Origin of the sequence: Rhodococcus yunnanensis NBRC 103083 (genome assembly GCF_001895005.1) — a bacterium.
Lineage (GTDB): Bacteria > Actinomycetota > Actinomycetes > Mycobacteriales > Mycobacteriaceae > Rhodococcoides > Rhodococcoides yunnanense.
The window spans coordinates 155,945-177,240 of the sequence record NZ_BCXH01000012.1 but is presented as its reverse complement, the minus strand read 5'-3'; the positions used below and the strand labels follow the sequence as shown (position 1 = coordinate 177,240).

Sequence of the window (21,296 nt, the reverse complement as noted above, 5' to 3'; positions counted from 1 at the left end):
ATGGGCGAGCTCCTCGCCGACCGCATCGCGGTGCACGCCCGCAACACCCCCGGCGCACTCGCCGTCGTCGACCGCCGGGAATCGGTGACGTACGGCGACTTCTGGACTCGCGTGACGGGCGCGGCCGCGGGAATGCGCGGAATGCGCCGGGTGGCAGTCCTTCCGACATCCGACGTCGGTTCGCTGGTCACGGCGGCGGCTGCGATGCTGTCCGGCGTCGCAGTCGTGCTTCTGCATCGACACCTGCTGCCCGAGCAGTTCGCCAGGGTGCTCGAGATATCGGCTCCCGACGTCGTGGTCGCCGAACCCCGTCAGCATGCCCGGCTGCGGCGATTGGGTTGCGCCGACCCGGTGTCCGTCGACTCGCTCGCGACGACGGGCACGCATTCGACGGCAACCGCAGGCAGCGAACTGCTCGTCGGCGTCACCTCCGGCACGACGGGCGAGCCCAAGCTGTTCGTCCGCGGGCAACGTTCGTGGGCCGCGACGCTCGATCGCTCGGATGCCACGTTCGACATCCGCCCCGGTGACAGGGTGGCCACCCCGGGCGTCCTCGACCACACGCACTTCCTCTACGGGGCACTGCACGGCCTGACGCGTGGTGCAGCCGTCGACCTGCGACCGGCCGAGCAGGCCGTGAAAGATGCACCGACACACATCTATTCGGTACCGACCATCGCGTGGGACCTCGCGCGGTCGGGCGTTCGGGTGCCGTCCGTACGTGAGGTGCTCTCCAGCGCCGCCCGCTGGCCTTCGTCAGGCAGGGCCGAAGTGCAGAGGGTGTTGCCGAACGCTGCACTCGTACACTTCTACGGCGCGTCGGAGTTGAGCTTCGTCTCGTTCGACCGCGGCGTCGATCCCGGTGCGGGAACGTTGTTCGACGGCGTCGACGTCGAGATTCGGGACGGCATCGTCCATGTCCGAAGCGACATGCTGTTCGACGGCTATCTGACCGACTCGGGAATCGCCGGAGGTCCGGCGGCTGGGTGGATGACGGTAGGGGACAGGGGAACTCTTCATGGCCGCGAACTCACACTGTTCGGCCGTGACAGCGAAACCCTGATTCGTGCGGGGCTCAACGTCGAACTGGCGCCCATCGAAGCCGCTCTCGTCGCCATCCCCGCCGTCACCGACGCTGCGGCGATCGCCGTGCCGGACGCGCGGATGGGCGAAGCTCCGGCCGTGGCCGTGGTTCTGGGAATCGATCCGCCGGACACGGCCGAGATCTGGCGGCACCTCCGTGCGTCGTTGCCGAGCCCGAGTATCCCGGTGCAGCTGGTCGTGCTGCAGGCGCTACCGCGGACTCCCCGCGGCAAGCTGGACCGTCAGGCTCTTGGCGCGATCTTCGCTACCGTGCGCACCGACCCTTCGACGACGAACCACAGTGTGAGCGCGCCGTTTTCGTAGCGATTGCGGATCGTCACGTGTTCGTTGGCCAGGACGGGTGAGAGGTACTCGATGACGGCTCGGTGCGACCGAGCGACGAGATGTGGATGGTCGACCACGAATTCTTCGACGGCATGCCAGTAGGCGGCGTTGTTGACGTGGTTGAACGAGTCGATGTCCGTTGCCCGCAAGGGGAATCGGACGTCGGTGTGCGACTCCGCCGGAACTGCCTCGGTGAGCCATGCCTTCCACCGCAACCGATGCTGATCGGTGGTCCGGGCCAGGAGTTCGAGCGCGGTGTCGCTGATGCGAGTGGGCATTCCCGTCGTTGCACTGATGTTGATCCAGAAGCCCTCGGTCTCGATGCGGGCGCCTTTGCCGCTGCCGATGGACACGCGCATGTTCGACCAGCGCGTCGACATCGACGAACACCACCGGCGCATGTGCACGCGGTCGGGGAACTCGACGGGTACGACGACGTCGATGACCGTTCGGCGGACGATCCAGAAGGGGTCGGTCTCGCCGAGTGATGTCGCATCGAGATTGTCGGAACCGACATCCTGCAGGTAACGCGCGATGCCGTCGAAGCGGAGACGATTGTTCGGGTCGACGTCACCGGGTCGCACGGTCCAGTTCGTTTCGAAGCCTTCGCCTTCGGGCGGAGGGGACGCCAAAGCGTCGTCGAAGCCCATGGGCTCTGTGCCTCGTCCGCTGTCCACAGTTCGTGCTCCTGATCGAGTACCGGGTAGGTCCGTGCTGGAACCCGAACCTACCCGGTGATCGATCACAGCACTCGGCGCGCCTTCATTCCGTCGAAGACGGGGGCGACTCGGACGACGTCTCCGGTGGTGGGGGCGTGCACCATCTGGCCGTTGCCGATGTAGATCGCCACGTGGCCAGGCCCGCCCGACTGCCAGTTACCGAACAACAGGTCGCCGGGTTGGGCCATCGACAGTGGGATCTCGGTTCCGACGTTCCACTGAGTCTCGGACGTGCGCGGCAGCGTGACCATTCCTCCTGACGCCTTGTAGACGGCGAACGAGGTCAGACCGGAGCAGTCGAACCCGCCCCCGGACGGCCCGTTGATGTTGCCGCCGCCCCAGACGTACGGCAACCCGAGGTAGTCCATCGCCAGCTGGACGGCGCGTCCGCCGATGCCCGCCAGGTCGAGGGAGGTGAAAGGCGTCAACACGGCGGCGAACTGCATCTCCGTCGCGCGGATCTTCGCAACGTACGGCTTCGTTTGGTTCTCGTAATCGGGCGTGCCCGAGGGCATTCCGCCTGACCTGAGGACGGCTCCCGCGCCGGCGTTGTACCCGGCGATGGTCAGGTCGAGGCTATCGCCTTTCACGAGGCCCTGCGATTTCCACTTCTCGACCTGGTGGTTGATGTCGCACAGCAGGTTTCCCGACGCCATGACCGAGTCTGCGATGCCGTTGATGTCGGCGACGCCGTCACCGTCGGCATCCTTGCCGTACTTTCGCCACGTGGACGGCATGAACTGCCCCGGCCCCCGTGCCCCCGAGCTCGAGACAGGCGATGTGGGCCCGTATCGAAATCCGTTCTCCGCGGCGTACAGAGCGGCGATGGTCGGCGCCTTGACGCCACCGCAGATGGATCCGGCGCGCGTCAGCCACGGCACGAACGCGGTGATCGCCCCGATCGGTGACAGTGACACTCCGGTGAACGTTGCGGGCATGCCGGGAAAGAGTGCTCGGCGAACGGCTTCGGCGGCGGGCATGAATGCCGTCTGGTTGGTGATGTCTCCGAGCGAGTAACTCAGCGAACCGAACTGGACTGCGCCGGTACCGGACGGGAAGATCGAGGGCAGGAAGGACGTCGTCTCGGCCGGCTCGCCGGCTGCCGAAGGTGTGACCGTGGGTGATTCGACGGCAGGCGGAACCACAGCGACTGCGTTCTCGGGTGCCGGTTCGACGGGCTTGTCCGGCAGCAGCGGTGCGGCTGCGGTTTCCAGTGCGGCAGCGCCGTTGTCCAATGCGGTGCCGGTTGCTTCGCGCGCGGGCTCGGGCATCGTGCTCATCATGTCCTGCAGCTGCTGGGTCAGCGACGGTGCGCTGTCCTCCGCTGCGGCCGCGACACCCGCGGCCCCGTCCTTGACCTGTTGGGGGAGGTCGGTCCCGGCTACTGCGCCTGCGGCGGACACGATGACGGCAACTATCACTGCGATCGGATCGCCTGCCATGTACAACTCCTGGTGCTCGAGCTCTCCCCGACATGCCATGTCACCCCATCGCGTGTGAGCTGACTCACAACATCATGCCCTGCCGAATCGATTTGCGGAGCAAAATAGAACGTGTTCTAGTTTCTTCCCGCTGCTCGGGGCCGTTAGATTGGCGGTGTTGCCAGTTCCATACCGAGCCACGGGGAGTACGTCATCGACAAGCACGTCCTGTCACCCGACACCGTCTGGGATCCGGGCGCTCAGCTGCTCTCACAATGTGTCGTCGTCGAGAACGCAGCTCGGACGCTGTATCTGTCGGGGCAGACCGCGATCAGCGCGGACGGGCAGTTCGAGGGCATCGGCGACGTCGACGCGCAGATACGCCTGTCGTTCGAGAACATCCGGCTGATTCTCGACGCGGCCGGCGGCACACTGGACAACGTCGTCAAACTCACGGTCTACTTCGCCGATATCGGCAACCTCGACACGTACACCGGCATCCTCGGCGAGTTGTTTCCGGAAACCAGGCCCGCGCAAACCGTCGTCGAGATCGCTCGGTTGGCCATGCCTGAGTTACTGATCGAAATCGACGCCGTAGCCGTTTTCTGAATCAGCCGTTCTCTAGACCAGCCGTTTTCTAGACGAGGGTCTTCCAGTAGTCCGCGAAGCGAATCCCGATCAGTACGACCACAACGGCATACCAGATCGCGAGGATGGTCCACCGCCACTCGAGCAGGAGCCTCGGGACGGTGCCCGCATGCTCTCGATCGACCAACTGCGACAGGGACACCACCAGGATCGGCATCGTCACCGCCCACACGACCATGCAGTACGGGCACAGTGCGCCGATCGAGTACAGGCTCTGGTAGATCAGCCAGTGGATGAACACCTCGCCGAGCAGGGTCCCCAGGCTCAGCCCGAGCCAGTACCAGTGCGGCAGTTCGACCTTCGCCAGGGTCAGGACGCCGGTGACGACCACGATCGTGAAGGCGACGATCCCGATGATCGGGTTGGGAAACCCGAACACCGCAGCCTGCTCGGTCGTCATGACCGAACCGCATGACAGCACCGGATTCAGGCTGCACGACGGCACGTACGACGCGTCTTCGAGCAGCTTGATGCGCTCGATCGTCAGCGTCAGTGCGGCCAGCAGGCCGAGAACGCCTCCGACGGACAGAACCCACGCCGTGGTCTTGCTCGGTCTCATCGTCTCGACGTCACTCTCATCGTCTCGACGTCACTGCGCAGCGGCGATGGCGGCGCGCAGACCGTCCGGAGTCGGGTTGGACACGACCGTGCCGTTGACCGAGACGGTCGGGGTACCCGTGACGCCGTCGTCGAGCACGGCTTTGGTCTGGCTCGTAACGTAGTCGGTGTAGGTGCCGCTGTTGACGCACGACGCGATGTCCAACTGCATCAATTGAGCCATGTTGATCAGCTCTTCGTCCGACAGCCCCGCGCCGCCCTCGGCGGGCTGCTGCTCGAACATGAAGGTGTGCCACGCAGGCCACTGCGTGATGTCGGCGTCCGCGACACACAGGCTCGCGTTGGCCGCGCGGGTGGAGTAGTTCGTCGACGACATGCGGTCCAGGATCGCGATCGGCTTGTAGTCCACGGCAATGGTGTTGTCCGCGATCAGCTCGGAGAGCGTCTCGCCGCTGATGGACTCGAATTGCTTGCACGCCGGGCACTGGAAGTCCTCGACGGCGGTGACGACGACGGCTGCATCGGGATTGCCGATTCGGATCGCGCCGTCGGCGGTGACGGACGACGGCGCCGCGGCGGGTGTGGCGGTGGTGTCGTCGGAGTTCTTCGAGACGATGAAGAACCCGACGCCTGCGATCAACACGATCAGCACGACGGCAACGCCGACCTGGATCAGTGTGCGGCGCTGCTTGTCCTTCTTGCCCTGCAACGCCGCTGCCGCTGCTTGTGCCTTCTTCTTGCTGTTGTTGCTCACCGTGGTTCCCATTTCTCGCCGACGAAGTCCAGTGCCAGCATAGGAGGGTGAACCTGAGCGCTACGTAAGAGCGACGATCCGTTCCACGGCGAAGCCGTATCCCGCGATACCGAGCCCGGCGATGACGCCGCTGGCGATGGGGGAGACGAAGGAGTGGTGGCGGAACTCCTCGCGGGCGTGAACGTTGCTGATGTGTACCTCGATGATCGGTACCTCGGGGATGACGAGGGCGTCGCGCAGGGCGACGGATGTGTGGGTGAGGCCACCGGGATTGATGACGATTCCCGACGCATGTCCACGTGCCTCGTGGATCCAGTCGATCAGCTGGCCCTCGTGGTTGGACTGTTCCGCGCGGATGGTCCGGCCGTGCAACGAGGCGGTCTTCTCGCACAGCGCGACGACGTCGGCGAGCGTGTCGTGGCCGTACACCTCGGGCTGACGGGTGCCGAGCATGTTCAGGTTCGGTCCGTTGAGCACCCAGATGGGACCAGCCATGTCGTTGCTCACTTTCGTCGCTATCGCTGCCGCCGAATTCGATCCTTCCACAGCACACCCGGCACAATGTTCCCAGTGAGAACTGTGTGGGTGGTGTGGGGCGTCGGCGTTTTTGCCTACATCGTCGGAGTTCTACACCGCACCGCGTTCGGCGTCGCAGGTCTCGATGCGGCAGATCGATTCTCGGTGAGCCCGGCGTTGCTGTCGTCGTTCGTGGTTCTGCAGGTCGTCGTCTATGCCGCGATGCAGATCCCGTCGGGTGTGGTTCTGGACCGTGTCGGCTCGCGCAAGATGATCGCGCTCGGTGCGCTTCTGATGACCATCGCGCAGGTCACGCTTGCGGTGACGGAGTCGCTTCCGGTGGCGGTCGCGGCCAGGGCGCTCGTCGGTGTCGGCGACGCGTTGACGTTCATTTCGGTGTTGAGGCTGGTGCCGCGATGGTTTCCGCCGCGCCGGGTTCCGATCGTCTCGCAGTTGACGGGTCTGCTCGGGCAGATGGGTCAGATCCTGTCTGCGGTGCCGTTCCTGATGCTGCTCAACGGACCGGGGTGGACGTTCGCGTTCGGCAGTGCTGCTTCGCTCGGTCTCGTCGCGTTCGTGCTTGCGCTCGCACTGATTCGAGATGCGCCTGCCGGCACCGAGGTGATCGAACCGAAGACGTCGTTGCGGGAGACGATCGCGACGATCGGCCAGGTGTGGAAGCGGCCGGGTACACGGCTCGGATTCTTCAGCCACATGGGCACACAGTTCTCGATCACGGTGTTCGCGCTGCTGTGGGGAATCCCGTACCTGACCTCCGGCCAGGGCCTGTCCGCGTCGACGGCGGGTGCATTGCTGTCCATTTCGGTGGTGTCGGCGGTGGTCTCGGGGATCGGTCTCGGAGTGCTGACCGGCCGTTATCCGATGCGCCGGTCGTGGATGGTGCTGGCGATCATGATCAGCAATGCCGTCATGTGGGCGATCGTGCTCGCGCTTCCCGGCCCGGCCCCGCTGTGGCTGCTGGTGATGCTCGTCGTCGTGATCTCGGTCGGTGGTCCGGGCTCAGTCATCGGGTTCGACTACGCGCGCACGTTCAATCCGAGCGCCAATCTCGGCACCGCCCAGGGAATGGTCAATATCGGCGGGTTCCTGGCGTCGTTGCTCGTGATCGCGTCGATCGGTTGGATTCTCCAGGCGCTCGGTGGATACACGTTCGACGCGTTCCGGGTGGCATTCCTTGCGCAGTATCCGGTCTGGGCCGTCGCGATCACCGGGGTGTTGCTGACCCGGCGTTCGACCCGCAAGCAGCTCGCCGCCGAGGGCATCTATCCGCACACGATGCGTGAGATCCTTCAACGATTCCGCGACCGCTGACGCTGCTTTGCATTCTGTGTGGGGCCAGTGCATGCTGGTGGTCCCAAATTAGTTGTGTGTTGCAAGCAAACATATCGTAAAGGTGTGACCAAGCGGTGGTAAGCAAAGAAGAAGTGACACAGCCCACTCCGGGTGAGTACTCCCATCGGGAGATTCTGACGATTCTCTCCGGCCTGATGGTCGGCATGTTTCTCGCGGCTCTCGATCAGACGATCGTGGCGACGTCGGTACGCACGATTGCGGACGACCTCGACGGGTTCTCGATTCTCGCGTGGGTCACCACGGCCTACCTGATCACCTCGACGATCTCGACTCCGCTGTACGGGAAGCTGTCCGACCTGTACGGACGCAAACCCTTCTTCATGGCCGCGATCTCCATCTTCGTGATCGGGTCGATGCTGTGCGGCATCGCGACGTCGATGTACGAGCTCGCCGCCTATCGCGCCGTGCAGGGCCTCGGGGCAGGCGGACTGATGTCGATGGCGTTGGCGATCATCGGTGACATCGTGCCCCCGCGTGAGCGTGCCAAGTACCAGAGCTACTTCCTCGCCGTCTTCGGTACGTCCAGCGTGTTGGGGCCGGTCATCGGCGGACTGCTCGCCGGGCAGTCGTCGATCCTGGGTGTCACCGGCTGGCGCTGGGTGTTCTACATCAACGTCCCCCTGGGAATCATCGCGCTGGTGGTGGTGTGGCGGGTGCTCAATCTGCCGGTCAATCGCCGGGAAGCCCGCATCGACTGGTGGGGTGCGGCATTGCTGACGGTGGGGCTGGTTCCGCTGCTCATCGTCGCCGAGCAGGGTCGAGTCTGGGGTTGGTCTTCGCCGCGGGCGCTGACGTTCTTCGCGATCGGCATTCTCGGGCTCGTGGCCTTCGTGTTGGCCGAGATCAAGATGGGCGACGACGCCTTGATCCCGATGCGGTTCTTCCGCAACTCGTTGTTCTCTCTCTGCATCGCGGTCAGCGTCATCTCGGGTGCGGCGATGTTCGGCGGCATCTCACTTCTGCCGCAGTACTTGCAGGTCGTGAAGGGGTCGTCGCCCACGCTTGCCGGTTATCAGACGCTTCCCCTCGTCGGGTCGTTGATGATCAGCTCGATCGTGTCCGGGCGCATCATCTCGAAGACCGGCCGCTACAAGATCTTCCCGGTGTGCGGAACAGCGGCCATGGCGCTGGCGATGTTCCTGTTCCACTACGTGCACGCGGATACCCCGCTGTGGCAGACGATGCTCGTGATGGCGTTGTTCGGCTTGGGTGTCGGCTCGATGATGCAGCCCCTGACCCTGGCGATTCAGAACGCGATGCCGCCGAAGGACATGGGTGTCTCGACGTCCGCGGCAACGTTCTTCCGGCAGATCGGTGCAACGCTCGGAGTTGCGGTGTTCGTGTCGATGCTGTTCACCCAGCTCGCGCCCAAAACGGGGGACGCACTGGTAGAGGCCAGTACCGATCCGGCGTTCCAGGAGGCGGTCAAGACCGCCGCCGGCAGTGCGGATCCGCTCGAGAGTGGCTTCGCGAACGCGATCGTCGCGGGAGATCCGTCCATCGCGGGAAGCGCACTCGTCGACACGTCGTTCATCCAGAAGCTCGAATCCGCTCTGGCGGAGCCGTTCCGAATCGGATTCTCCGACGCGATGGACTACGTGTTCCTTGCCGTGGCGATACTGCTGGTCATCGGATTCGTGTTGGTTCTGTTCGTCAAGGAGGTCCCGCTGCGGACGATGTCCGGACTTGCGGCGGCGCAGCAGGAGCGCGAGGAGGAAGCTGCGGCCGCAGCGACGGCAGCCGAGTCGGACAGCACGCCGGGCGACAAGCAGTAGCCTGCCTGGCGTCGTAGTGTGCCTGGCATGGAAACAATCGAGGGTTTCTTTGCCAGGTACACCGGCTACCTGTCCGACGGCGACATCGACGGACTGGCCGAAATCTACAACTATCCTGCGCTGGCGGTGTCGCCGCGAGGCTGCATGGCCGTCACCGATCCTCACCAGACGCGTGATTTCTTCACGCAGGGGCAGGATTTCTATCGGTCTCGCGGTATCGAGAGTGTTCGTGCGAAGGACATCGTGACCGAGATCGAGGTCGGCGGTATCTGGGTGGGTCATCTGGTGCTCGAGAATCTCGACGACGCAGGTGAGCCCGTCGGAACCGAGCGGAACGCCTACCAGGTGGTCGTCGATATGGAGGGTCGACGCCGCATCGCCGTGACGACACCGCTGGACGGCATCTAGATCCGTTCACAGGAAGTCTCGAGCGTGCTCCCAGGGTAGGCGCGGCTCGCGGGGTCACCGTGGTACTCGACATCTTCGATGGAGGACCACCGTGACCACAACACTTCTGCCCCCGCGGCAGGCCGACCCGCAGCCGAAGCATCGGCGTATTCGTCGCTTCGGGTTCGATCGCCACACAGCCTGGCTCGTTGCTCTTCTCGCCGCCACCGCGGTCCTCTACCTGTGGGACCTCACTGCCAGTGGCTACGCGAACACCTTCTATGCCGCTGCAGCGCAGGCGGGTTCGAAGGATTGGACGGCGTGGTTCTTCGGTTCTCTCGACTCGGCGAACTTCATCACCGTCGACAAGCCGCCGGCCTCGCTATGGATGATGGGACTGTCCGCACGGATATTCGGCTTCTCCAGTTTCAGTCTGCTGTTGCCGCAAGCCCTGATGGGTGTCGGTGCCGTCGCGACGGTGTACGGCGCCGTCAAGCGCGTCGCCTCTCCTGCCGCGGGCCTGCTGGCAGGTGCAGCCCTCGCCGCCACGCCTGCAGCCGCACTGATGTTCAAGTTCGACAATCCCGATGCGCTCCTGGTTCTGCTGATGTCGATCGGTGGATACTTCGTGGTTCGGTCGTTGCAGACCAAGGCAGGCCGACGGGCCGCGATGTGGCTCGCATTCGCCGGTGTTGCACTGGGTTTCGCGTTTCTCACCAAGATGCTCCAGGGTCTGCTGGTGTTGCCTGCATTCGGTCTGACGTACCTCGTAGCGGGGCAGGCGCGGCTGCGTGCTCGCCTGCTGCACCTCGTCGGCGCGTTCGCCGCGCTGATCACGGGTGCAGGTTGGTGGGTGCTGACCGTCGCACTGTGGCCTGCCGATGCCCGCCCGTACATCGGTGGTTCCACCGACAACACGGTGATGGATCTGGTGCTCGGTTACAACGGACTGGGTCGCATCTTCGGATCCGACGGCAACGGCAGTGGTGGCGGTAGTGGTGGTACTGGCGGTGGCGGCGGGATGAGCGGCGGCGCTGCGGGTTCCAGCTTCGGTGGAAGTACCGGGCTTGACCGGTTGTTCGGCAGTGAGATGGGCATCCAGATCTCGTGGCTCATCCCGGCCGCGCTCGTTGCTCTCGTGTTCGGCATCGTTGCACGCAGGCGTGCCCCGCGCACCGACCTGCTGCGTGCATCGCTGATCCTGTGGGGCGGATGGTTCCTGGTCACAGCCCTCATCTTCAGTTACATGTCCGGGACGATCCACCCGTACTACACCGTCGCACTTGCACCCGCCATCGCAGGTCTCGTCGGCACCGGCGGTTACGCGCTCTGGAAGGAGCGCGGATCCATTTGGGGCAGAATCGGATTGGCATCGATGATGGTTGCGGCCGGTTCCTGGAGCTGGGTCCTTTTGCATCGCAACGCCGACTGGCTGCCCGCTCTGAAGTGGATTCTGTTGGCGGGCACGGTCATCGCTGCGGTTCTGATTCTCGCGGCCGGTCGCTACCGAAAGCTCGCAGCCGTAGCAGCCATAGTCGGATCCTTGGCAGGGCTGGGCGGCGCGGTCTCGTATTCCATCGCGACCTCGGCGAGCGCGCACGGCGGATCCATCCCCACTGCCGGACCGACCGGTGCCGTTACGGACACCGGCATGGGCGGCGGAAATATGGGCGGCGGCATGCCGACCGGCCAGGCGCCCACTGACGGCCAGGCGCCCACTGACGGCCAGGCGCCCACTGATGGCCAGGCGCCGATGGGCGGCGCGGGGACCGGCATGGGCGGCGGCGGGTCCGAATCCAGTGACGAGGTCAATGCCCTGCTCGAGTCTGCCGGGACGACGTGGTCGGCGGCGGTCAACGGTTCGCAGACCGCCGCGACCTACGAATTGGACACGGACACCGCTGTCATAGCGATCGGCGGGTGGAGCAGTGACCCTGCCCCGACGTTGGATCAGTTCATCTCCTACGTCAGCAATCACCAGGTCAAGTACTACATCTCCGGCGGCCAGGGCGGTATGTCCGGTGGCCAGGGCGGCAGTATGGGAGGCGAGTCCGACAGTACTTCTTCGGAGATCGCTTCCTGGGTGGCAGCGAACTTCACGGCCACGACCGTCGACGGTGTCACGGTCTACGACATGAGCGGCTACACAGGCTGAACTCACCGGCTGCACACCCGATGAGTCCACCCGTGTCTCGCTTCGTGGCTCGCTTCGTGCCTCGTGCTGCGTCTCACGCCTGCCTCGGCCACAGGGCACGGTTGGTGCACGCAGACTCCTGTCGCTGTTGCCGTCGGGTACGAGTTCGGGGTCATGTCAGAAGGGCGCTGGGTCATCGGCATCCTCGTGCTCGCTTCGCCCGCCTGGGATGTCGGCCGCACCATCCTCCGGAGCGGTAGCGGTCGGCGCAGTATCGGTTGTCGCAGCAGCGTCCGTGCCGCCATCGGTCGGCGCAGTAGCGTCCTTGCCGCTACTGGTCGGCGCGTCATCGGTCGGCGCAGTAGCGTCCGTGCCGCTACCGGTCGGCGCGTCATCGGTCGGTGCAGTAGCGTCCGTGCCGCTACTGGTCGGCGCGCTACCGGTCGGGCCCTGGTTGCCGGTTAGCACAGTATCGGCCTTTTCTGTGGCGTCCGTTTCGGTGCCGCTCTGCGGTCTACGTTTGCGTGGAATGTGCGGGAGCAGTGATGCTTCGGCGAAATCGATCGACCCCACAGTGCCTCCAGGTAGCGTGACGGCAGTAGTGCCCGAGCTGGACTTCCAGTAGTCGACTCCACCGGCCAACATGCTCGGCGTCCACACTCCCATCGTTTTCAGCATGTGGTGGTATTTGCACAGGCAGTGAAGATTGGTGAGCACGGTCCAACCCCCTCGCACCGGATCACGATGGAGGAAGGGCACTACATGGTCGATCTCGCAGCTGGCCGCTGGAACATCGCACCCGGGGTGACGGCACGTCCGATCGCGATGACGTACGCACTCCGCGAGTTCTGTACCGGGCCGATACTGCAGTGCGCCCGCTGGTGGTTCGACGAAACCTCCATGGCCATCGGGATACAGTGCGACGCCCAGTCCGGGATTGGCGCTGATTGCCTGCTCGAGCGCAGCGATCAACGTGTACGACCCCCGATACTGGCCCTCGTTCGCCTGAGCACCCGCTGTATGTGTCTGCTGCGTTGGCTTTTTCGTCTCAGTGCGCCTCGGAAGCGTCATTCCACGCCTGCGTCGTCCCCGGCCCAGCGGATGGAATGTCAGATGCGCTCCGCTGCCGGCAGCGGAGCCTTGGCTGCCCGAAGCTCCGGCCTCCGAGCTTTCGGCCTCCGAATCCCCTGTCGCCGAGCTTTCGGCCTCCGAAGCTCCGGCCTCTGAGCTTGCGGCCTCCGAAGCTCCGGCCTCTGAGCTTGCGGCCTCCGAAAGCCCTGTCGCCGAGCTTTCAGTCTCCGAAGTCTCGGTCTCCGAAGCCTCGCTGCCGCGACCCTCGTTGGCGGCGTTTGACTCACCGGCCCTCGCGTTGGGCCCCTCGTTGCTCGTAGTGCTCTCGCTCGTCTCAGCGTCCTCAGCGTCCTCAGCGTCCTCGCCTGGCTCGTCGCTCACACTCGCAGGGTCGACCAACACGATGCCGAGTTTCTCCGCAATGTTTCTGGCCTCTGTGAGAAGTAGCTGCAGATCTCCGTTGGCTGCGAGTTCACGGGCATACTCGGCATCGATCAGACCATGCCCCGCGAGGTAACCGGGTAGATCGGACATGCCCACAAGAGTGGCGAGATCCAGGGTCACCGTGGTCAGTGGTGCACGCCGGTCGGGCAATTCGCGCTGTGCTGTGCACGGATGGTCCTCGTCCACCTCGCAGGTGCACGCCACGTAATCCTCACGCCTCATGATGGCCGAGTACGCAGCGGCGAGACGCTGGCCGCGTGTACGTGGGTCTCGACGGCACAGGGTGGCAGCCATCTCGGTGATGAGCTGCCAGGATGCCGCAGCGTCAGCGGGCTCCAGGTCAGCCTCTATCGTCGCAATCATGTCTCTGTCGTGGTACCGAACCCGTGTGAGACTGGCGAGATCTTTGCGGAGCTCAGCTGCCTCCTCTGGTGCCGTTCGCTGAATTATCGCGGCGACTTCGGTGGCGAGTGGGCCGGGAGACAGCCGCCGAGCAGCATGGAGAACCTCGGTTTCGACGCGGTTGGCGGCGTCGACCGACAGCGCACCCGTCGTCCGGTAGATGGCACGAACTCGGGCGTAGTCGAGTTCACCTGCGGCGAAGGCCGACCTGACCGCAGGAAGTCGGAGTCGCAAATCCATCCCCACCTCGGCAAGCGTGTCGGCGACTTTCTTGGAGCAGCACAGCGCCTTCGCGGTCTCCGATGCCGCATAGTTTCCAGCGTCCATGATGACGTCGCCCACTTGCACGTTCTGATGAATGCAGGAGTCCCAGATCTGTGCCGCCAGTTCTACTTTGCGCGCACACGCCTGATTCTCGAGAACCGCGACCTCGGAAAGTTCCTGAAGCACCGACTGATCGATGACAGGCTTCTTCTGCGGACCGGCATAGATCGCGAATGGGCTCCTCGCGGTCCTGCGATTCCTGGTGCTGCGTTTAGTGGTGCTGCGTTTAGTGGTGCTGCGTCTAATAGTGCTGGTCTCCGCCATTCGTGCCCCCCGGCTACATCTCAGTCGAATGTATGTTCGAGTTTATCGAACTCCTGGAGTAATGTCAACGGAAAAGTGCTGCACTGCAACAAATTAGAGATCACGTGACGCCATACACCACGCCACCGACAGAATCGAAGAAGGTGGATCGCATGTTTCGCACGCCGTGCCCAAAGCCGCCCCGCCCTGTGCCCAAAGCCGCCCCGCCCCACGAACTAGCCCGAAGGCGTACCGCGGGTGCCGGGCTCCTGGGTGGGCATGGAGTTCGGGGGAACCGGGTAGGGCACGCCGTTGTCGAGGGTGCCGGCCGCGATGTTCGGGCCGCACTGCGCGGTCGCGTTCTGAACACGCGGCGCTGGATCGGACAGGAGGGGTCGGGCGGCGTCGGGAGGAGAAGCGAAGTCGAAAGCCGAGGTCATATCGCCAACCGTCGAACGTCGCCATGGCGTGAGATTGGGAACTGGCGCACCGAACCGTTTCTCCAGCAGCAGCAGCAGTTGTGACGTGTGGTCGAATACCTCGGAGGCGATCAGGCCGCCGCGGCTGAAGGGCGACACGACGAGCGCCGGGACGCGGTATCCGAGCCCGATGGGTCCGGCGATGCCATTGGCTGAGGACACCGAATCCAGTGGAACGGTGAGGAATTCACCAGGAGTACCCGGCGGTGGCGTCGGCGGCGTCACGTGGTCGAAGAATCCGCCGTTCTCGTCGTACGAGATGATCAGTGCTGTTTTCGACCACACGTCCGGGTTCGAGGTGAGTATGTCGAGCAGTTCGACGAAGCCGGCCGCACCGAATGCCGGTGGTAGCGCTGGATGTTCGCAGTTGAGAAGTGACGGCACGACCCACGACACTGCTGGGAGGGTCCCGTTCGCGACGTCGGTGCGGAAGTCGTTGGGGTAGGTCGGGTCGATTCCCTTGCGCGCGAGTGCGGACAGCGGATCCCGGGCCTGGACGAAGCACCCCATCATTCCGTCGAGCGCTACCGACGATGCTGGGCCGAAGTCCTTGTTGTTGTAGATCTTCCAGCTGACGCCTGCCTCTTCGAGGCTCTCCGGATAGGTCTTCCACGAGTATCGGAACTTGGGGATCAGCGTAGGAGTTTCGACGAGCGGGCCTCCGGCGACTCCGTCGGGGTCGATGTTGGCGCTCATCCAGTACAGACGATTCGGATCCGTCGGTCCGAGCACCGAACAGTGGTAGTTGTCGCACAGTGTGAAGGCGTCGGCGAGTTCGTAGTGAATTGGGATGTCGGCTCGGGTGTAGTAACCCATCGCCGCGGGGCCGTTGCCGACACCGACCGACTCGATCGACATCGGCATCCACCGATCGTTGGCGCCGCCGTTCCACGACTCGTGCATGCCTGCCCACGAGTGATCCGGGTCGTTGATGCATTCGCCGTCGAGCGATGCACCCTGGTTGGTGTCGAGCCGGAACGGGTTGATGTAGCCGTCGGGTGTCGCGCCCACACCGGGGGAGTAGCCGAACTGATTCCAGGCCTGAGACGGATCGTCGAAACCGCGCCCACCGGACAGGGTGCCGAAGTAGTGGTCGTACGAGCGGTTCTCCTGCATCAACAGCACGAAATGCTCGATGTCGTTCAGTGACCCGCTTCCGCCGTCGGACAGCGCGTGCGCTCGCGCGATGACGGGACTCGCCCACGAGCCGAGCAGCGCTACCGAGCCTGCCGCGGTGGCTTTGGCGAGGAACTCGCGCCTGGTCAATCCCGCGAACGGGTTCCCGTGCACCATGCGGGAATCGTCGCACGCGGCAGCGCGCGGTGCGGCGGATACGGAATTAACAAGCAGGCATGCTTGCTTTTTTGTCGAGGTGATGTGAGGCTGTTCCCATGGCCGACCTCGACTCGATCGTCGATGACCTCCGCGCCGAGGGGGATGCCCTCGACGCACTGGTCGCAGAACTCACCGAACAACAATGGTCGACGCCTACTCCCGCACCGGGCTGGACCGTCGCCCATCAGATTGCACATCTTTCCTGGACCGACAACGTCGCCGAACGCACCACCTCGGGTGCAGCAGGGGACGCCGACGCGGCCGCCGAATTCGACGTCGTCCTGAAGCAGGCGTGGTCGGATCCGACGGGATTCGTCGATGCGGCCGCCGAGGTGGAATCGCGCCGATCGAACCTCCTCGCCACGTGGCGAACCCGGCGCCACACCATGGCCGACGCGCTCGGCCGAGTCGGCCGGGGCGTCAAGATCCCGTGGTTCGGTCCGCCGATGAGCGCAGCGTCGATGGCGACCGCCCGTTTGATGGAGACGTGGGCGCACGGTCAGGACGTCGCCGACGCGCTCGGGATCACCCGCGAACCGACCGAACGGATCAAAGGTGTCGCCCACATCGGGGTGCGTACACGGGATTTCGCGTACTCGCTGCACCAACAGGCCCCGCCGACCGAGCAGTTCCGGGTTGAGCTGACCTCCCCCTTGGGTGAGCTCTGGATCTGGGGCCCCGGTGACGCGTCGCAGCGTGTCACCGGGTCGGCGGCGGACTTCTGCCTGCTGGTGACCCAACGGGCTCACCGCGACGACCTCGACGTCCATGCCGTCGGCGACGACGCGCAGCACTGGCTCACCATCGCCCAAGCCTTCGCGGGCCTTCCTGGAACCGGACGAGAAAAACGATGACTGTCAGGATCGGCAACTGCTCCGGTTTCTACGGCGATCGACTGTCGGCGATGCGCGAGATGCTCGAAGGCGGCGACCTCGACTACCTCACCGGCGATTACCTCGCGGAACTGACCATGCTCATTCTCGGTCGCGATCGCATGAAGGACGCCTCCCGCGGATACGCGAAAACCTTTCTGCGTCAGGCAGAGGACTGCCTCGGGCTCGCGCTGGACGCAGGCGTCAAGATCGTGGCCAACGCGGGAGGTCTGAATCCTCGCGGTCTTGCCGAGGCGCTGACCAAGCTGGACTCGGGGGCGAAGATCGCCTACGTCGAAGGCGACGACCTGCTTCCACGGGCCGAGGAACTGGGCCTCGGCAGCCCGCTCACCGCGAACGCCTATCTCGGCGCGTGGGGCATCGCCGAATGCCTGAAGCAGGGCGCCGACGTCGTCGTCACCGGGCGCGTCACCGACGCCTCCGTCATCGTCGGGCCTGCCGCTCACCATTTCGGTTGGGCAACAACGGAGTACGACGCCCTGGCCGGGGCCGTGGTGGCCGGTCACGTCATCGAATGTGGCACTCAGGCCACTGGAGGCAACTACTCGTTCTTCACCGAGATCGCCGACATGGGACGCCCCGGATTCCCCATCGCCGAGATCGACGCCGACGGTTCCTCCGTCATCACCAAGCATTCGGGCACCGGCGGGGCGGTCAGCATCGGGACCGTCACCGCGCAGCTGCTGTACGAGATCACCGGTGGTCGCTATGCCAATCCCGATGTCACGGCCCGAATCGACACCGCGGTCCTGACGCAGCAGTCGAGCGACCGCGTGCGAATCTCCCAGGTGAAGGGTGAGGCGCCGCCCCCCACACTGAAGGTCTCGCTCAACACGCTCGGTGGGTTCCGCAACGAATTCACGCTGATTCTCACCGGACTCGATATCGCTGCCAAAGCCGAACTTGCACAGAGACAGTTCGAGGCGTGGTTGCCGGCGAGGCCCGAAGAACTCGAGTGGACGCTCGTCCGGACCGACAAGCCCGACGCCGAGACCGAGGAAACCGCGAGTGCACTGCTCAGGTGCGTCGCTCGGGACAGCGATCCGAACCTCGTCGGCCGTCAGTTCTCCTCGGTTGCAGTCGAACTCGCCCTCGCTAGCTACCCCGGTTTCTCGCTGACTGCCCCTCCCGGCAACGGTGCACCGTACGGTGTGTTCACCGCGGGATATGTTCCAGCAGAACAGGTCCCTCACGTGGCTGTGCTGCCCGATGGAACCCGAATCGACATCGCTCAGGCCACCGAGACGCAGGCGCTCGAACCAGTCGACCCGCCTGAACTCCCGACGCGACGACCCGAGGAACCCACTATCAGGGTTCCACTCGGCACCATCGCCGCCGCCCGCAGCGGCGACAAGGGCGGAAGCGCCAACGTGGGTGTCTGGGTCCGTACAGACGACGAATTCTCCTGGTTGGCACATGCTCTGACCGTCGAGCGCATGAAGACTCTCCTCCCGGAAGCGGAGAACCTCGCCGTCACCAGGCACGTCCTGCCACACCTACGTGCCGTCAATTTCGTCATCGAGGGCATCCTCGGCGACGGCGTCGCCTCGCAGGCACGATTCGATCCACAGGCCAAGGGGCTCGGCGAGTGGCTGCGGTCGCGTCACATCGACATTCCCGAAACGCTGGTTTTCAAAGGACAGATATGACCATCTGGAATACCCCTGAACGTAAGCAACTGCGAAAGACCGTACGTAGCTTCGTAGAACAGGAGATTCTGCCGAACTTGAATCAGTGGGAGACCGACGGTGAACTGCCGCGTGATCTGCACAAGAAGGCAGCAGCTCTCGGACTCATCGGCGCAGGGTTCCCCGAGGACGTGGGCGGCGACGGGGGAGATCTCGCCGACGCCGTCGTCATCTGCGAGGAAATGCACCAAGCGGGCGCGTCCGGTGGGGTGTTTGCATCGCTCTTCACCAGTGGAATCGCGTTGCCTCACCTGGTGGCAGCCGGTGATACCGAACAGATCGACAAGTGGGTCAGGCCGACCCTGGCAGGAGAGAAGATCGGATCTCTCGCCATCACCGAGCCGGGCGGTGGATCCGACGTCGGACATCTGCGTACCAAGGCCGTGAAAGACGGCGATCACTACGTCGTCAACGGCGCGAAAACGTACATCACCTCCGGTTGCCGTGCGGACTTCGTCGTCACCGCTGTCCGCACCGGAGGCGACGGCGCAGCAGGGGTCTCGCTCCTCGTCGTCGAGACGGGCACCCCGGGCTTCGAGGTGACGAGCAAGCTCGACAAAATGGGGTGGAGGGCGTCGGACACCGCGGAGCTGACCTTCACCGACGCCCGCGTGCCAGCCACCGGCCTCGTCGGCGCGGAGAACTCGGGGTTCGCGCAGATCGCCCACGCCTTCCTCACCGAGCGGATCGCCCTTGCGGCGCAGGCATATTCCAGCGCTCAGCGCTGTCTCGACCTCACGCTGCGGTGGGTTCGCGATCGCGAGACGTTCGGAAAACCGCTCATCGCACGGCAATCCGTGCAGAATACCGTCACCGAGATGGCCAGGAAGATCGACATCGCGCGCGTCTACACCCGAAACCTCGTCGAGCGTTCTCTCGACGAGGACAACGACTTCATCGCCGAAGTCTGCTTCGCCAAGAACACCGCCGTCGAATCCGGGGAATGGGTGGCCAACCAGGCCGTCCAGCTCTTCGGCGGACTCGGCTACATGCGTGAAAGCGAAGTCGAAAGGCAGTACCGCGACATGCGCATCCTCGGTATCGGCGGCGGCACCACCGAAATTCTGACCGGTCTCGCAGCAAAACGATTGGGGTATCAGGCATGAGCGTGCTGAAGTCGACCCTCGACACCGCGTCGGAGCAGTTCACCGGCGCGACCGAGGCCATGAACATCAAACTTGCCGAGATCGACGCGGAGCATTCCAAGGCTCTTCTCGGCGGCGGTGAGAAATACGTCGAACGCCACAAGAAGCGCGGCAAGCTCCTCGCCCGCGAACGCATCGAGCTTCTCGTCGACGAGGATTCGGCGTTCCTCGAGCTGTGCCCCCTGGCCGCGTGGGGGAGCGAGTTTCCCGTCGGCGCCAGCACAGTCATGGGCATCGGAATCGTCAGCGGCGTCGAATGTCTGATCGTCGCCAACGATCCGACCGTTCGTGGTGGGGCCAGCAACCCCTGGACCCTGAAGAAGGGCTTCCGTGCCAACGACATCGCGACGCAGAACCGTCTACCGGTCATCTCGCTCGTCGAGTCCGGTGGCGCCGATCTGCCGACGCAGAAGGAAGTGTTCATCCCCGGTGGCCGCATGTTCCGCGATCTGACGCAACTGTCCGCCAAGGGGATTCCGACTATCGCGCTGGTGTTCGGTAACTCCACCGCAGGCGGTGCCTACATCCCAGGGATGTCCGACCACGTCGTCATGATCAAGGAGCGATCCAAGGTCTTCCTCGCCGGTCCGCCGCTGGTCAAGATGGCCACCGGTGAGGATTCCGACGACGAATCGCTCGGTGGCGCCGAGATGCATGCCCGAAAGTCAGGTCTTGCAGACTATTTCGCCGTCGACGAGCAGGATGCGATCCGCATCGGCCGCAGCATCGTGAAACGGCTCAACTGGAAGAAGAAGGGACCCGAACCCAGGGCCGACGTCATCGAGCCGCTCGCCGATCCGGAGGATCTACTCGGCATCGTACCCACCGATCTGAAGATTCCGTTCGATCCGCGCGAGGTCATCGCACGCATCGTCGACGGATCCGATTTCGACGAGTTCAAGCCGATGTACGGTTCCTCGCTCGTCACCGGGTGGGCGGATCTGCACGGGTATCCGATCGGCATTCTGGCGAACGCGCGCGGTGTCCTCTTCAGCGAGGAGTCGCAGAAGGCGACACAGTTCATTCAGCTCGCGAACCGCTCGAACACCCCGTTGTTGTTTCTGCACAACACCACCGGCTACATGGTGGGCAAGGAGTACGAGGAGGGCGGCATGATCAAGCACGGATCGATGATGATCAACGCTGTCGCCAATTCGAAGGTCCCGCACATCTCGATCCTGCTCGGAGCGTCCTACGGCGCGGGGCACTACGGCATGTGCGGACGTGCCTTCGATCCCCGGTTCCTGTTCGCCTGGCCCAGTAGCAAATCCGCAGTCATGGGCGGCGCGCAGCTCGCCGGAGTCATCTCCATCGTCGGCCGTGCCGCCGCCGAAGCCCGCGGACAAGCCTTCGACGAGGACGCCGACGCCGGTCTCCGCGCGATGATCGAGAATCAGATCGAAGCCGAGTCGTTGCCGATGTTCCTCTCCGGGCGCCTGTACGACGACGGCGTCATCGACCCCCGCGACTCCCGTACGGTAGTGGGAATGTGCCTGTCGGCCATCGCCTCTGCCCCGATCGAAGGCACCGATACCTTCGGCGTCTTCCGGATGTGATG

17 protein-coding genes are annotated in these 21,296 nt (G+C 64.4%); 10 read left to right on the top strand and 7 right to left on the bottom strand.

Going from position 1 to position 21,296, the window contains the following annotated elements; all coding sequences use genetic code 11:
- Entirely contained in the window at positions 1-1,407 is a 1,407-nt protein-coding gene (locus tag RY1_RS19210; RefSeq protein WP_072805621.1) for an AMP-binding protein, read from the top strand.
- Here the strand turns inward: RY1_RS19210 and RY1_RS19205 are convergent.
- Positions 1,326-2,078, bottom strand: a complete 753-nt coding sequence (locus RY1_RS19205) for an acyl-[acyl-carrier-protein] thioesterase (protein ID WP_072805666.1) — start codon at positions 2,076-2,078, stop codon at positions 1,326-1,328. The two genes, RY1_RS19210 and RY1_RS19205, sit on opposite strands and share 82 nt — an antisense overlap.
- 92 nt (positions 2,079-2,170) lie before the next feature.
- Positions 2,171-3,589, bottom strand: coding sequence for a C40 family peptidase (locus RY1_RS19200; RefSeq protein WP_072805620.1), 1,419 nt, complete (start codon positions 3,587-3,589; stop codon positions 2,171-2,173).
- A 147-nt stretch (positions 3,590-3,736) separates the two neighbouring features.
- Here RY1_RS19200 and RY1_RS30915 point away from each other — a divergent pair, with 147 nt between their 5' ends.
- Positions 3,737-4,177: a RidA family protein gene (locus tag RY1_RS30915; protein ID WP_306305356.1), complete on the top strand. Its 441-nt coding sequence runs from the start codon at positions 3,737-3,739 to the stop codon at positions 4,175-4,177.
- A gap of 28 nt (positions 4,178-4,205) precedes the next feature.
- Here RY1_RS30915 and RY1_RS19190 read toward each other — a convergent pair whose 3' ends face one another.
- The 3 genes from RY1_RS19190 to aroQ are packed head-to-tail and all read right to left on the bottom strand — an operon-like array spanning position 4,206 to position 6,023.
- Positions 4,206-4,775 carry a vitamin K epoxide reductase family protein gene (locus RY1_RS19190; protein WP_072805618.1) on the bottom strand — a complete coding sequence of 190 codons (570 nt, stop codon included), beginning with the start codon at positions 4,773-4,775 and terminating at the stop codon, positions 4,206-4,208.
- 30 nt (positions 4,776-4,805) lie between these two features.
- Complete coding sequence (locus tag RY1_RS19185) at positions 4,806-5,528, bottom strand: DsbA family protein (RefSeq protein WP_245819755.1); 723 nt, start codon at positions 5,526-5,528, stop codon at positions 4,806-4,808.
- A gap of 60 nt (positions 5,529-5,588) precedes the next feature.
- Positions 5,589-6,023 carry a type II 3-dehydroquinate dehydratase gene (gene aroQ, locus RY1_RS19180; protein ID WP_174565424.1) on the bottom strand — a complete coding sequence of 145 codons (435 nt, stop codon included), beginning with the start codon at positions 6,021-6,023 and terminating at the stop codon, positions 5,589-5,591.
- 66 nt (positions 6,024-6,089) lie between these two features.
- Between aroQ and RY1_RS19175 the strand changes: the two genes are divergently transcribed.
- From RY1_RS19175 to RY1_RS19160, 4 genes are all read left to right on the top strand, one after another.
- Positions 6,090-7,376 (top strand): MFS transporter, encoded by a 1,287-nt coding sequence (locus RY1_RS19175; protein ID WP_072805615.1) that lies wholly within the window; start codon positions 6,090-6,092, stop codon positions 7,374-7,376.
- 113 nt (positions 7,377-7,489) lie between these two features.
- Positions 7,490-9,193 carry an MDR family MFS transporter gene (locus RY1_RS19170; protein ID WP_072805614.1) on the top strand — a complete coding sequence of 568 codons (1,704 nt, stop codon included), beginning with the start codon at positions 7,490-7,492 and terminating at the stop codon, positions 9,191-9,193.
- A 27-nt stretch (positions 9,194-9,220) separates the two neighbouring features.
- Entirely contained in the window at positions 9,221-9,601 is a 381-nt protein-coding gene (locus RY1_RS19165; protein ID WP_072805613.1) for a DUF6841 family protein, read from the top strand.
- Between the two features lie 91 nt (positions 9,602-9,692).
- Entirely contained in the window at positions 9,693-11,735 is a 2,043-nt protein-coding gene (locus tag RY1_RS19160; RefSeq protein ID WP_174565423.1) for an ArnT family glycosyltransferase, read from the top strand.
- Between the two features lie 156 nt (positions 11,736-11,891).
- Here RY1_RS19160 and RY1_RS30670 read toward each other — a convergent pair whose 3' ends face one another.
- Together RY1_RS30670 and RY1_RS19150 are read right to left on the bottom strand one after the other, a co-directional pair.
- The gene (locus RY1_RS30670; RefSeq protein ID WP_072805612.1) at positions 11,892-14,081 is read right to left on the bottom strand and encodes an HNH endonuclease signature motif containing protein; all 2,190 of its coding nucleotides are present in this window, start codon (positions 14,079-14,081) and stop codon (positions 11,892-11,894) included.
- A 353-nt stretch (positions 14,082-14,434) separates the two neighbouring features.
- On the bottom strand, positions 14,435-15,970 hold the full coding sequence (locus RY1_RS19150) for an alkaline phosphatase family protein (RefSeq protein WP_072805611.1): 1,536 nt from the start codon (positions 15,968-15,970) through the stop codon (positions 14,435-14,437).
- Between the two features lie 98 nt (positions 15,971-16,068).
- On the opposite strand from RY1_RS19150, the gene RY1_RS19145 reads away from it, so the two are divergent.
- The 4 genes from RY1_RS19145 to RY1_RS19130 are packed head-to-tail and all read left to right on the top strand — an operon-like array spanning position 16,069 to position 21,294.
- Positions 16,069-16,866, top strand: a complete 798-nt coding sequence (locus RY1_RS19145) for a TIGR03084 family metal-binding protein (protein WP_072805610.1) — start codon at positions 16,069-16,071, stop codon at positions 16,864-16,866.
- Positions 16,863-18,554, top strand: coding sequence for an acyclic terpene utilization AtuA family protein (locus RY1_RS19140; RefSeq protein WP_072805609.1), 1,692 nt, complete (start codon positions 16,863-16,865; stop codon positions 18,552-18,554). Before RY1_RS19145 ends, RY1_RS19140 begins: the two co-directional genes overlap by 4 nt.
- The gene (locus RY1_RS19135) at positions 18,551-19,699 is read left to right on the top strand and encodes an acyl-CoA dehydrogenase family protein (RefSeq protein ID WP_072805608.1); all 1,149 of its coding nucleotides are present in this window, start codon (positions 18,551-18,553) and stop codon (positions 19,697-19,699) included. Before RY1_RS19140 ends, RY1_RS19135 begins: the two co-directional genes overlap by 4 nt.
- Positions 19,696-21,294 carry an acyl-CoA carboxylase subunit beta gene (locus tag RY1_RS19130; RefSeq protein ID WP_072805607.1) on the top strand — a complete coding sequence of 533 codons (1,599 nt, stop codon included), beginning with the start codon at positions 19,696-19,698 and terminating at the stop codon, positions 21,292-21,294. The genes RY1_RS19135 and RY1_RS19130 overlap by 4 nt, the downstream gene beginning before the upstream one ends.
- Positions 21,295-21,296 lie beyond the last annotated feature (2 nt).

What these genes read in the sequence shown, in the direction of transcription:
- RY1_RS19200 (WP_072805620.1), bottom strand. Translation starts at nt 3,589, where the DNA reads ATGGCAGGCGATCCGATCGCAGTGATAGTTGCCGTCATCGTGTCCGCC.
- RY1_RS19205 (WP_072805666.1), bottom strand. Translation starts at nt 2,078, where the DNA reads ATGGGCTTCGACGACGCTTTGGCGTCCCCTCCGCCCGAAGGCGAAGGC.
- aroQ (WP_174565424.1), bottom strand. Translation starts at nt 6,023, where the DNA reads ATGGCTGGTCCCATCTGGGTGCTCAACGGACCGAACCTGAACATGCTC.
- RY1_RS19190 (WP_072805618.1), bottom strand. Translation starts at nt 4,775, where the DNA reads ATGAGACCGAGCAAGACCACGGCGTGGGTTCTGTCCGTCGGAGGCGTT.
- RY1_RS19135 (WP_072805608.1), top strand. Translation starts at nt 18,551, where the DNA reads ATGACCATCTGGAATACCCCTGAACGTAAGCAACTGCGAAAGACCGTA.
- RY1_RS19140 (WP_072805609.1), top strand. Translation starts at nt 16,863, where the DNA reads ATGACTGTCAGGATCGGCAACTGCTCCGGTTTCTACGGCGATCGACTG.
- RY1_RS19165 (WP_072805613.1), top strand. Translation starts at nt 9,221, where the DNA reads ATGGAAACAATCGAGGGTTTCTTTGCCAGGTACACCGGCTACCTGTCC.
- RY1_RS19130 (WP_072805607.1), top strand. Translation starts at nt 19,696, where the DNA reads ATGAGCGTGCTGAAGTCGACCCTCGACACCGCGTCGGAGCAGTTCACC.
- RY1_RS19175 (WP_072805615.1), top strand. Translation starts at nt 6,090, where the DNA reads ATGTTCCCAGTGAGAACTGTGTGGGTGGTGTGGGGCGTCGGCGTTTTT.
- RY1_RS19150 (WP_072805611.1), bottom strand. Translation starts at nt 15,970, where the DNA reads ATGGTGCACGGGAACCCGTTCGCGGGATTGACCAGGCGCGAGTTCCTC.
- RY1_RS19145 (WP_072805610.1), top strand. Translation starts at nt 16,069, where the DNA reads ATGGCCGACCTCGACTCGATCGTCGATGACCTCCGCGCCGAGGGGGAT.
- RY1_RS19210 (WP_072805621.1), top strand. Translation starts at nt 1, where the DNA reads ATGGGCGAGCTCCTCGCCGACCGCATCGCGGTGCACGCCCGCAACACC.